The 12,634-nt window shown below is 65.0% G+C and carries 8 protein-coding genes and 1 tRNA gene; 7 read left to right on the top strand and 2 right to left on the bottom strand.

The genetic code is table 11. The features are described from left to right. Positions 1–117: 117 nt before the first annotated feature. The 3 genes from ACFWHR_RS08605 (at position 118) to ACFWHR_RS08595 (ending at position 6,793) form a co-directional block, all read left to right on the top strand. Positions 118–1,839, top strand: a complete 1,722-nt coding sequence (locus ACFWHR_RS08605) for an amidase (protein WP_382447887.1) — start codon at positions 118–120, stop codon at positions 1,837–1,839. Between the two features lie 417 nt (positions 1,840–2,256). After that, entirely contained in the window at positions 2,257–3,933 is a 1,677-nt protein-coding gene (locus tag ACFWHR_RS08600) for a hypothetical protein (protein ID WP_382447886.1), read from the top strand. A gap of 82 nt (positions 3,934–4,015) precedes the next feature. Beyond that, positions 4,016–6,793, top strand: coding sequence for an Ig-like domain repeat protein (locus tag ACFWHR_RS08595; RefSeq protein WP_382447885.1), 2,778 nt, complete (start codon positions 4,016–4,018; stop codon positions 6,791–6,793). A 59-nt stretch (positions 6,794–6,852) separates the two neighbouring features. Here the strand turns inward: ACFWHR_RS08595 and ACFWHR_RS08590 are convergent, their stop codons facing one another. Further along, positions 6,853–7,404 (bottom strand): MarR family winged helix-turn-helix transcriptional regulator, encoded by a 552-nt coding sequence (locus tag ACFWHR_RS08590; RefSeq protein ID WP_382447884.1) that lies wholly within the window; start codon positions 7,402–7,404, stop codon positions 6,853–6,855. Between the two features lie 100 nt (positions 7,405–7,504). On the opposite strand from ACFWHR_RS08590, the gene ACFWHR_RS08585 reads away from it, so the two are divergent. The 4 genes from ACFWHR_RS08585 (at position 7,505) to ACFWHR_RS08570 (ending at position 10,622) form a co-directional block, all read left to right on the top strand. Further along, positions 7,505–7,576: transfer RNA gene (locus ACFWHR_RS08585), tRNA-Gln, on the top strand. Between the two features lie 50 nt (positions 7,577–7,626). Then, positions 7,627–9,057 (top strand): bifunctional UDP-N-acetylglucosamine diphosphorylase/glucosamine-1-phosphate N-acetyltransferase GlmU, encoded by a 1,431-nt coding sequence (gene glmU / locus ACFWHR_RS08580; RefSeq protein ID WP_382447883.1) that lies wholly within the window; start codon positions 7,627–7,629, stop codon positions 9,055–9,057. A 46-nt stretch (positions 9,058–9,103) separates the two neighbouring features. After that, positions 9,104–10,081: a ribose-phosphate diphosphokinase gene (locus tag ACFWHR_RS08575; protein ID WP_382447882.1), complete on the top strand. Its 978-nt coding sequence runs from the start codon at positions 9,104–9,106 to the stop codon at positions 10,079–10,081. Between the two features lie 199 nt (positions 10,082–10,280). Further along, on the top strand, positions 10,281–10,622 hold the full coding sequence (locus ACFWHR_RS08570; RefSeq protein WP_382447881.1) for a transcription initiation protein: 342 nt from the start codon (positions 10,281–10,283) through the stop codon (positions 10,620–10,622). 210 nt (positions 10,623–10,832) lie between these two features. On the opposite strand, the gene ACFWHR_RS08565 is transcribed toward ACFWHR_RS08570, so the two are convergent. Further along, positions 10,833–12,404 carry an APC family permease gene (locus ACFWHR_RS08565; protein WP_382447880.1) on the bottom strand — a complete coding sequence of 524 codons (1,572 nt, stop codon included), beginning with the start codon at positions 12,402–12,404 and terminating at the stop codon, positions 10,833–10,835. Positions 12,405–12,634 lie beyond the last annotated feature (230 nt).

Here is a 12,634-nt window from a genome sequence, read left to right as displayed (position 1 = left end):
GAGTTCGCGCGCCCACTTGACACGGGCGCTCCGGAAGCTGAAACTGTTTTCAGGATAGGCGCCAGAGTGGGCGCAGGCAAGCGCTATCGCCCGCGGGCGACGGAAACGAGGACCACCATGAGCGAACCTTCCGCTCCCTTCCACCTGCTCGAGGCATCGATCGACGAGGTGCTCGACGCGATGTACCGCGGCACGATCACGAGCACCTGGCTCACCGAGCGCTTCCTCGCGCGCATCGAGGCGTTCGATCGCGGCCCGGAGGGCTTCAACGCCATCGTGGTCGCGAACCCGAATGCCCTTCGCGACGCGGCCGAATCCGATCGCCGCTGGCGCGAGGGGAACGCGCGCCCGCTTGAGGGAGTGCCGTTCACGGTGAAGGACTCGTACATGGTGGAGGGGCTGACCGTCGCGTCGGGCTCGCCCGCCTTCGAACACCTCATCGCCCAGTGGGACGCGTTCTCGGTGGCGCAGCTGCGTGAAGCGGGCGCGGTGCTCGTCGGCAAGACAAACATGCCCCCGATGGCAGACGGCGGCATGCAGCGGGGTGTATATGGCCGCGCCGAAAGCCCGTACAACCGAGAATTTCTGGCCGCGGCGTACGCGTCAGGATCGTCGAACGGCTCTGGCGTCTCGACGGCGGCAAACCTCGCGATGTTCGGCATGGGCGAGGAGACGGTGTCGTCGGGCCGCAGCCCCGCATCAAACAACGGCCTCTGCGCCTACACCCCGTCGTGGGGCGTGCTGAGCATCCGTGGCAACTGGCCGCTCTTCCCAGCGCGCGACGTGGTCGTGCCGCAGACCCGCTCCATGCCCGACATGCTGCGCGTGCTCGACGTGCTCGTGCAAGACGACGCGATCACGCGAGGTGATTTCTGGCGCAACCAGCAGGTCATCCCGCTGCCGAGCCCGAGCGAACACCGCCCGGCGAGCTATCTCGACCTGGGCGACAACGAGGCGCTGCGCGGCAAGCGATTCGCGGTGCCGGCAATGTACCTGGGCGAAGATCCGAACTTCCCGATCGACGTGCGCCCCTCGGTGCTTGCACTCTTCGAGACGGCCCGCGCCAGGCTCGAGGCGCTCGGCGCCGAGGTCGTCGTCACCGACTTCCCACTGATTGAGCAGTACGAGGGTGACAGGCCGGGTCAGGAGAACGTCGGCGCGCTGGGCGTGCTGCCGGAGGGCTGGATGGACACCGAGTTCAACCACTTCCTCGCGTTCGGCTGGGACGACTTCTTGCGTGCGAACGGCGACCCGTCGATCCCGAATCTCGGGGCGGTCGATCCCGACACGATCTTCCCGCAGCCCCCGGGTGCGCTGCCCGATCGCTACGAAGAGGTCGAAGACTACGAGAACCGGTACCGCTCGACCGTGGCGATGGCGCAGCGGGGCATTTCGGATCCGCGCGACCGCGGCGACTTCGCCGACGGCCTGCGCGCGCTCGTGCAGCTTCGCGAGCAGCTCTTCGAGTCGTGGCTGCACGCCAATCACTTCGACGGCGTCGTGTTTCCCGCGAACGCTGACGTCGGAGCGTGGAACGCAGATATCGACCAGGCGGCGGCGGATCGGGCCTGGGCAAACGGCGTCTTCTTCTCGAACGGCAATTACGCGCTGCGTCACCTGGGCATCCCGACCGTCACGGCCGCAATGGGCATCATGAACGACATCGGTATGCCCGTGGGCATCACCTTCGCTGGCCGCGCCTACTCAGACCCCGAGCTGCTGAGCTACGCGGCGGCGTTTGAAGCCGGCGCCGGAGTCGGGGAAGACGCGGGCGGCGAGGGCACGCTGCGTCAGCCGCCTGTGTCGGCACCGGAGCTGCCGGAGGACGTCGCGCAGTAATACGCGAACCCTGGGCGGCGGCGCCCGGGTGGAAGGTGCCGTAACTCTCACATCAGATGTTGTTTAGGCGAGCCTCATGTAGATATGATGAACTGCTCGCGTCCACTGTTCGGCCGAGTCCCCTTCGGAGAACGAGGATGCATGCGCCAGCGCCGCCCAGGTAATGAACGAGTTCGAAACCCGCGAGGAACGCTGCTGAGCATCGCACTCTGCGCTGCGGTACTTGCGCCGATCGGCTTCGGTGTCGGGGCCGCGCTCCCCGCCGAGGCACTGACAGTGCAGCGGGTGACCGCCACTCCCAGTGTCGGTACGGATCGTGTTGTCTCAGTGACACTCGCGTGTGCCGCCACGAATACGTGTGCGGGGTCGGTCGCGCTCAAACTCAGCACGGGCGGTACTACAAAATTGAGCTACAGCGTGGCCAAGCGCGATTCGAAACAGCTGAACTGGACGCTTTCTGCCGCGCAGTATCGTGCCTTTTTCGGGAAAAAAGCGGCCACTCTGACAATTGCCGGATCTGCCACCCGACCCGCGAAGGCGAAGTTCTCAGCGAAGGCTATGGTCAAGCCCGCGAAGCCGCAGCTCTCTGTCGTCACGAAGTCCTATGAGATTGGCGCTGATCGCGTGCTGCCCTTGGCACTCACCTGCGTGTCCGCCCAGGGCTGTGGAGCGAACGTGTCGCTGCAAATCGGCGGCAAGACCGCCGCGCAGCAGAGGGTCACCGCGAAGCGGGGGGACAAGACGGTGAAGCTTGCCCTTACGCAATCAGCCTACGATGCCTTCGATGCGGGAGGCGCTCACCGCGTGGTGATTGCCGAGACTGCCCCCGAGCCCGTCTCGGCAACGACCTCGCTGAAGCTCACGAAGCCAGCACCCGAACCGGACCCAGAACGCGGGTTCTCGAAAGCGTACGTCGAGCGGAATTGGGCGCCGACGGAATATGACACCTGTCCAGCCGAATTACACGCATCTTTCCGCGTGCTGGGGCCTGATGGTAAGTACTACCCGACGTGGCATCCCGCGCAGGCGACCGACCCGGAGACGGGAACAATCTGTACATTCGGGCACGAGCATGGGGCGGACCCCGCGACGTCAAACATCTCAGACTGGGTTGCGCAGTGGTACGCGCCGCACGATCTTATAGCGGGCGAACCGAAAGGTCTGCCATTCGGGTACACGAGCGAAGAGCTCGACAACTACGTCCATGAGCACGGCGACATGTCGATGCGCCATGAAGACAACGGAGGCCATAAGATTTTTGTGGCCAACGGTGTAAAAATGCTTGACGCGAATCGCAACTGGCTGAAGCTGCCCGACGGCGTGCAGCTCACCTGCGACTTCTTAATCAAACAGCATCAGGGAAGCTGGTCGCCGGACGCGACCTCGAACAATGCGCACGAGATCCTCTACGCGGCGAAGTGCAACGATGGCACCGAAATCATTACCTCGATGCTCTCGCGCTTCGGCAATGCGAACGAGATGTACTCGACCTGCGCCACCGACACGCCTATTTCAACGGTCGGCAGCACGCTGCCCGCGGGCGATGGTGGAAAACGCATCATCCCGACTCAGGAGTGTCTCGCTGCGAACGCAACGGACTGGTCGCTGTATGAACTGTGGGAGGGCGAGAATGCAGTCACGAGCTCAGACGGCATCGAGCTGGCGAGGTTCGATCCATGGTTCGGTATTCGCAACCCGAGCCGAATTTACGATGCGCGCACCAGTACGGCGACCGTGAACGGTATCAGCCGACCGCTCGACCTCGCCTGGCTCGCAACTGGTGCACCGACCGACTATCTCTGGTCGGGACTCGCAGCGCAGGAACGTTTCGACTACCGCGATCCGCGGTCTCCGTTTGACGGCGCGCAACGCGACTTCTACCTCGCAGACTTGCAGCTCGCGGACCCGGAGACAGATGGTGACGTCGTGTACTCCGATCCTTATGGCGGCAACGCGCAGGCAATGCCCACCGTCGGATCGGTGCCACAGCTGATTCATCCCGGCAGTGTGCTCGGCACAGTTGAACTCGCGCGCCAGAAATTTGATGCCAAGGCCGATTTCGGCGCACGAAACGGCGTACACGCGCCGAACTAAATCTGCACCGGGCATCGCCCGATGCACGGGCGGGCGCCGTCCGCCGCTTGAGGTACCCGAAAGGACCGAAGTGAAGAGAACTATGACACAGACCGGAGCGGGCGTTGCTGCCGCCCTCGCGCTGGTCGGGTCGGCATTCGTTGCGCCAATCGCGCTTGCAACGCCCGCGCTGGCCGTGGAGGGCGTGCCCGCCGCGACCGCCACACCGCACGTTTCGGAAGTGCGTTGGACCGGCGAAGCCGGTGGCGACCTGGGGTTCGCCGCGAGCCGCACGTCTTGCGATGTGAATGGTGACGGCGTTGATGACGCCGTCGTAGGGGACTGGTGGTGGTCTCGCGGTACGACGAAAAATGCTGGCGCTGCCTATGTGCTGCTTGGCGGATCGGACCCGGTCGGCGGGATGATCGGAACGGGGGAGGCGGTCGGCGCTGTTCGGATCGACGGCCCCAATACGACGAACGCCTTCGCGGGGCAGAGCGTCTCGTGCCTAAACGACGTGAATGGCGATGGCATTGACGACCTGCTAATCGGTTCAAATCGGACGCAGCGCGCTTGGGTGATTCTCGGGGCAACAGATTTCGAGCCCGTCGACGTCGACTCGCTTGGCACACGGGGATTCGAGATCACGAACTCGGCGGCGGTCGCTGAGAACAGCGTCCCCGGAGGAAGCGCGAATTTCGGGTACGCAGTTACCGGGCTGGGTGATGTGAACGGTGACGGCCTCGCCGACTTCGCGATCGTCGACAACCTGTATGACCGGCCCGCGGACGCGGCGGCGGGAACACCGATCGCTTCGAACATCGGACGCGTGTGGGTGATCGCTGGCTCCGAGGACGTCTCGACCATCGATGTGGCCAGCGGTGCAGGCGAGGGTCGTGTGCTTCAGAGCATCGATGGCGGGGTCGGGCAGCTCGTTTCGGCTGAAAGCGTCGGCGATCTCAACGGCGATGGACTTGCCGACCTTGTGGTGGGTAGCTACGGGGCAATCCCCTGGGGAAGCGCGTCACCGGTCGCGGGCGCGGCCTATGCGATTTTCGGTTCAGACGCGCCTCAGCAAGTCGATACTGGCGCACTAGGCGCGCACGGCTTCGCAGTGTACGGCCCACAGCGAGGGCGAGACAGGCTCGGCACGTCGATTGCGGCGCTCGGCGACATCAACGGTGATGGCCTCGCCGACTTTGCCGTCGGTGGAGACGGAGTGTCAAATGCTGCGACCGGACCGAGACCGGGTGGGGCAGCGATTGTTACGGGCGCCGCATCGTTGCAGACCGTGTTCACGGTGCCCGGAGTCGACCAGAATGCCGTCTACTCGTGCAACGACGAGACGACAAACACAAGCGGCACCTGCGACGCCGATCAGGCTCCCCGCGGCTATTGGATTGAGGGCGCTGCCGACAACGACAAGTTTGGCTGGGCGGCCGCAGGCATAACCGACGTCTCGGGAGATGGCGTGCCCGAGGTCGTGCTCGGGGCCTGGGGGCACGACAGCGGTGGCGCAAACGCCGGAGCAATCTACGTCGTGAACGGGCAACCGGGTTTCTCCGGGACGCTCAGCGCGGGATCGCTCGACGCATCGAGCGGCTTCCGCATTGACGGAGCTGTGGCCGGTGCACAACTCGGACGATCGGTGGGCTCGGTTTCTGACTTCGATGGAAACGGTGTACCGGATGTCGTCGGTGGCGCGAACGGCACGGACTATTCTTCCGTGTATCTACTCGGGGCGGCCGTCACCTCGATCAATCTTGAACCGGGCGAGCTATCGGTCGCCGACGGTGGCACGATCACCGCGAAGCTCTCAGCGGGTCAGAGCGCGGGCGATGTGACGGGAAGCGTATCGTTCGCCATTGATGGCGTCGCTATTGCCGAGTGTGAAGCGATGGCAGTGATCAGCGGCTCAGCCGCCTGCTCGGCAGCGGAATTCAGCGCCGGGGGATCCGCCATCGTGAGCGCGCGGTTCATAGACGAAAGCGGCGCTTTCGCCGAATCGAAGGCGGAACAGCGAGTTGATATCGCGAAGATCGCGGCTGCCGTCACGGTCTCCGGTGACGCCACGGGAACCGCACTCGATGAGCTCGCGTTCACGGCGACCGTGCCGGCCGAGGCCACAGGCGAGGTGGAATTTCGTGCGGGGGCGCAGAGTCTCGGAAGCGCGCCCATCGAGGGCGGCAGCGCAACCCTGACAACGGTTCCACAGACGGCTGGAAGCTACCAGCTGACCGCAAAATACTCGGGTGACGCCCGGTACGCGACGGGGGCATCGAAGGCGCGTCGTGTGACCGTCTCGCACGTTCCGGTATATCTCTCGACCATACGACTGAATGCGGCGCGGGCGGTGTACGGTGTGCGTCCAACCGCTGCGGTGACTGTGCAGGGCGCTGAAGCCGGTGTGGTGCTGTTCACATCAGGATCACGTGATCTGGGCACCGCACAGGTGGGGCCGGGTGGTGTCGCGACGCTGCGCCTGCCAGCGGTGAGCGTGGGCAATTATCGCATTACGGCGCAGTACCTTGGCGACGACACCTATGCCGACTCGGCGGCACGTACGACCCCCGGGACTCTGCAGGTCGTACGTGCGTCAGTGAGTTCCGCGAAGGTCGTGACCAGTACCGCCAAGAAGGGTTCGCGCCCCGCTGCGACCGTGAAGCTGGGCAAGCTCAATAACGGCTCCTATCCAACTGGGAAGGTTACCGTGAGTTTTGGCTCCGCGAAGCAGACTGTTGCGCTGAGCGCTGCACAGCACGGCATCGTGAAGGTGCGCGCGCCAAAAGCACTGCGAAGTAACACGAAGGTCACTGCCAAGTATCTGGGGAGCGCGAACGTGAATTCGAAGTCGGCGACAGCTACGCAGCGGGTGAAGTAGTTGGTGCGGTGCAGCCCAGTGTCGACTTGGCCGGCATCGGGCTGCACCACACAGCGAGTTCAGACGGCGTCGGGCTCCTCGGCTTCATCCGACGGCGTCGGCTCAGACAGCGGCACATAGCGGTCGACGCTCAGTGCGAGTCTGCGCAGCAGTACGCCGAGGCGATCCCGCTCCGACTTGGGAATGCCGCTCAACAACCGCTCTTCGGAGTCAGTGAGGCGAGTGATCGCGGCATCGACGAGCGTCAGGCCGCGCGGCATCATCTCGACGAGCACGCCGCGACCATCGTTCGGGTCGGTGAGCCGCCGCACGAGTTCGCGCTCGGCCATCCGGTCGATGCGGTTCGTCATGGTGCCGCTCGACACCATCGTCTGCTGGCCGAGCACCTTCGGGCTCTGGCGAAAGGGCTCGCCGCTGCGCCGGAGTGCCGCGAGCACGTCAAACTCCCACGACATCAGGCCTGACCGCTCGAACGCGTGCGCGCGGGCGCGATCAATGTGCTTCGTCACTCGCCACATGCGAGAAAAAATCGCGAGGGGTGCAAAGTCGAGATCGGGGCGGGCCGACTCCCAGTCGGCGATGATCCGGTCGACCTCGTCTTCGTGTTTCATCCCTCTATTATCCGCTGGGATGAGACCCCGGCGCGACCCGTGTTGGTTCTTCTCGCCGCTCAGCCGTGGCAGACTAGTACGCGTGCTGATTCCGGCACGGTCCGCCTTAGTGTAATGGCAGCACGACAGCCTTTGGAGCTGTTCGGTCTAGGTTCGAATCCTGGAGGCGGAACGATGAATCAGGGTCTTGCCCTGGATCATCTCCACCGTAGAAAGGGCACCATGGCAGAGCACCTTGCAGTCGTCATCCTCGCCGCAGGGCAGGGTACTCGCATGAAGTCGGCACTGCCCAAGGTGCTGCACCGCATCGGCGGTCGCTCACTCATCGCCCACGTGCTTGATGCTGCCGCCGGGCTCGAACCCGCACAGATCGTCGCCGTTGTGCGCCACGATCGTGAGCGCGTTGCCGAGGCAATTCTTGATCACGCCCCCGACACCGTCATTGTCGATCAAGACGAGGTTCCCGGAACGGGACGCGCGGTTGAGCAGGCGCTCGCCGCCCTCCCTGACGACTTCGACGGCTCGGTCGTGGTGCTCTCCGGTGATGCGCCGCTGATCGACACCGCGACGCTCGAGCGGCTCGTGACGGGGCACCTCAGTGGCAGCCGGGCGATGACGCTGCTCTCCGCGGTCTTCGACAACCCGACCGGCCTGGGGCGGATCCTGCGCGATGCGAGTGGCTCGGTGCTCGGCATCGTCGAAGAAAAAGACGCGGACGACGCACAGCGCCGCGTGACCGAGATCAACGGCGGCATTTACGTCTTCGCGCGTCGGTCGCTGCAGACCGCGCTCGCCGGTATCGACACGAACAACGCGCAGGGCGAAAAATACCTCACGGACGCCGCGGCGCGAATCCTCGCGAGCGGCGGCGATGTCGAAGCCGTCGTCACCGACGACCCCTGGACGATCGCGGGCGTCAACGACCGTGCCCAGCTCGCTGAAGCCGGCCGCGAACTCAACGCTCGCATTGTGCGCGCCCATCAGCGTGCTGGCGTCACGGTGCAGGATCCGTCGAGCACCTGGATCGACGCGGACGTCTCGATCGAGCCTGACGTCGAGATCTTGCCCGGCACCTTTTTGCACGGTGCAACCTCGATCGCCACCGGCGCGATCATCGGGCCCGACACCACGCTCGTCGATTGCGAGGTCGGAGTCGACGCGCGCATCCGTCGCAGTGAGGCAACGCTCGCCGTGTTCTCGGCGGGCGTGAACGTCGGTCCGTTTGCGTACATTCGCCCGGGCACTGAACTCGGCGAGGGCGGCAAGATTGGCGCGTTCGTCGAGACGAAGAACGCGAAGATCGGCGACGGCAGCAAGGTTCCTCACCTGAGCTACGTCGGCGATGCGACTATCGGCACTGACACGAACATCGGCGCAGGCACGATCTTCGCGAACTACGACGGCGTGCGGAAGCACCAGGCGCAGGTTGGCGACGGCGTACGCGTTGGGTCGAAGAACGTGCTCATCGCGCCCGTCAACATCGCAGACGGCGCATACACCGCGGCGGGAACGGTGGTGCGCAAGAACGTACCGTCGGGCTCGCTCGCCATGAACGTGGCACCGCAGCGCAACATCGCTGGCTGGGTGGCCGAAAATCGTCCCGGTACGAGCTCCGCCGAGGCGGCGCAGCGTGCCGAGGATCTCGAAAAGTAACACGAGCACTGTTGGGGATGTCAGCACCGATGAGGAGCATGCAGGGATGAGCACAATCGAGATGGCCGGGCAGAAAAAGCTCGTCTTGATCACTGGCCGGGCGTACCCCGAGCTGGCCGAGCAGGTCGCCTCCGAACTCGGAGCCGAACTTGTGCCAACGGACGCCCGCACGTTCGCGAACGGCGAGCTCTATGCGCGGTTCGACGAGAGCGTGCGCGGGTCGGATGCATTCGTGCTGCAGTCGCACACGTTCCCGATCAACGAGTGGCTCATGGAGCAGCTCATCATGGTCGACGCGCTGAAGCGCGCTTCGGCGAAGCGCATCACCGTGGTCGCGCCGTTCTACCCCTACTCGCGCCAAGACAAGAAGGGCCGCGGCCGCGAGCCGATCTCGGCCCGGCTCGTCGCCGACCTGTTCAAGGCCGCCGGTGCCGACCGCATCATGTCGGTTGATCTGCACGCGCCGCAGATCCAGGGCTTCTTTGACGGCCCCGTTGATCACCTCTTCGCAATGCCCGTGCTGCTCGAACACTTCCGCAAGACCATCGCGCGCGACGACCTCACCGTCGTGTCGCCAGATATGGGCCGCGTGCGCGTGGCCGACGTCTGGAGCGACAAGCTCGACGCGCCGCTCGCCATCATTCACAAGCGCCGCGACCCACTCGTGCCGAACCAGGTTTCGGTGCACGAGATCGTCGGCACCGTGCAGGATCGGTGGTGCGTCGTCGTCGACGACATGATCGACACCGGCGGCACCATCGCGAAGGCGGCCGAAGCGCTGAAGGCCGCGGGCGCCCGCGGCGTCACCATTGCGTGCACCCACGCGATCTTCTCGGGTCGCGCCATTGAGCACCTCTCGCAGGACTTCATCGACCAGGTCGTCGTCACCGACACCCTGCCCGTGCCGATGGAGAAGCGCTTCGAAAAGCTCACCGTGCTGTCGATTGCCCCGCTGCTGGCGAAGGCCATTCACGAGGTCTTCGAAGACGGTTCAGTCACCTCGATGTTCGAGGGCGCTGCGTAACCGCGCGAGTCTGAGACTTTTGGGCGCTTCGCGTCCCCGTTCTGTGGTCGCATATTGCCCCTTCACGCCGCTGAAGGGCCGATATGCGACCACAGTTGCGTTGTGGGGTGCTCGGCGACGGGTTCAGGAGGGCGCCCGGGAGGGTGCGTTGGGGGCTCGCGCGTGATGGAATAAGGGCATCGCCTGCGAGGAGGCAGCTGTGGACCACTATTTGATCACGTTTCCGAGTGCCGCAATGGTCGTCTCTCGGGCCGAGTATGACCGTTCCGTGGAGGAGTCGCACGCGGTTGTGCGCGCTGCGAAGGCCGCGGGGGTGTGGGTGTTCGGGGGCGGGATCGACGAGTCCATCGCCCCTGTCCGCGTCACCGGTGATGGCACGCTTGAGCCAGCCGGCGGGCAGCCGTGGGTGCCGTTGACCGGCGGGTTCACGGTGCTGCGCACCCCGACTCGCGAGGTCGCACTCGAGTGGGCGGCGAGGATCGCGGCGGCCTGTCGGTGCCCGCAGGAGGTGCACGCCTTCCACTACGACCCGGAGAGTTAGCGTCAAGCGCTGGGCCGTGCCCGCGAGCGCTGTGCCAGTGCCCACGAGCGCTGGGCCCTTGCCTGCGAGCGCTGTGCCCTTACCCGCAAGCGCCGAACCCCTCTACGGACGCCGAGCCCCTCCCGAGAAGGCGTGTATTCGGGAGGGGCTCGGCGTTATGCGAGGGGCTCGGCATCGAGCGAGGGGCTCGGCACCGAGTGGTGCCTGGCGCTACTCGTCGGGAACTACCTCCAGGAGTTCCGTGCCGTAGGCGCCGGGCTCAGTGCCGTGGCCGATCTGCGCGTACAGCTTCGGTGCGCGTGAACGCATGATGAGCGCCCACACAATGCCGACGATGGCCGCCACGAACACGACACCCGGGAGCACGAACGTCGTGGCGTCGGGTTCGGTCTGGCCGAGCATCAGCGGGAAGTTCTGCAGGATCATGATGAACACCCAGAGCAGCGCAAGCCCCGACACCGCCGGGGCGACCACGGTCACCCACACGCTGAGACCGCGACGGTTGCGCGCAAAGTAGCCGATCACGGCTGCGGCCGTAATAGCCATGAGCAGCACGAGCCCCATTGCTCCGGTGTTCGTCAGCCATGTGAACATGGTGAGCACCGGGAACAGGAATGCTGAGTCGCCCAGCGCGTCTGCGCCGCCGAAGACCTCGCCGCCGAGAATGAAGGCGATCACGACGACGACGGCGATGACGGTCTGCGCTACGGATCCGGCCCACGGGGCGCCGACTCGCGAGGTGCGCGCGAACCAGCTGGGCAGCACGCCCTCGCGGCCGAGCGAGAAGAAGTAGCGTGCGACCGCGTTGTGGAACGACTGGAGTGAGGCGAACAGGCTCGTCAGGAAGAGCAGCGTCATGATGTCGGAGAAGATGACGCCGGACTGTTCGGTCATGAAAACGAACATCAGATCCGGGCCAGATTCCTGCGAGGCCTGGATGATCGACGACGGCCCGATGCCAACGGAGAACGCCCAGGCGCTGAACGCGTAGAAGACGCCGATGATCGCGATCGCCGCGTAGGTGGCGCGGGGGACGGTGCGCTTGGGATCCTTCGCTTCTTCACCATAGATGGCCGCGCCCTCGAATCCCATGAAGGCCGCGACGCCGAAGACGAGAATGATGCCGAGGGCCGGGCCGAACAGCGTCGTGGGGTTGAGTGCCGCGGTCGAGACGCCCTCCGGGGCGACAGCGAACGAGATGACGTCGAAAACGATAACGACGAGGAATTCGAGGCCCACGAGCACGCCGAGTACCTTCGCAGAGACATCGACGCGGTTTACGCCGAGTACTCCGACAACGGCGATGCAGATGAGGATCCACACCCACCACGGCGACGAGAAGCCGAACTTTGCCTCGAGGAACATCGAGAGCTGAAATCCGAAAAGACCGTAAATGCCGACCTGCATGGCGTTGTAGGAGACGAGCGCGACGAGCGAGGCCCCGACACCGAGCGGGCGGGAGATGCCCTGCGCGATATACGCATAGAAGGCACCCGCGTTCGTGATGTGGCGGCCCATCGCGGTGTAGCCCACGGCGAAGACGGCAAGGATGACCGCGATCAGGAGGAAGCCGAGTGGAACGCCGAGCGATTCAGTCACGGCGAATGAGGTGGTGACGCCGCCGGCGACGACTGTGAGCGGCGCCGATGCCGCGATGATCATGAGGGTGATCGCGGGAACGCCGAGTGTGCGGCGACTCAGCCCCGGATCGTGTTCGGGTGTTGCGCTCGTCTGCGACGATTGCGCTGCGCTGGGGGCGCTCGCTGCGTTGAGTGCGCTCATCGGGGTACTTCCTCTCGCGTGTGGCGGCATTGCCGGTGCGGGGGTGTGAAGGGTCTACCCGCTGCTGCTTCCGAGTCTAAAAAGGAGCACACGCAAGGGCTATGCGTTGCGCGCAGGGGGCATGGACATGCGCGCAAAGCTTTCCAATTGGATAGTCCTAATTGGGTGGAAATACGATGCGCACGACGACGGGCCGGGGCGCGCAGTGCGCCCCGGCCCGTCGTCGTGCT

Source organism: Leucobacter sp. NPDC058333, assembly GCF_042726155.1.
GTDB lineage: Bacteria > Actinomycetota > Actinomycetes > Actinomycetales > Microbacteriaceae > Leucobacter.
The sequence above is the reverse complement of the archived record's forward strand: the minus strand, read 5'-3'. Positions and strand labels throughout refer to the sequence as shown.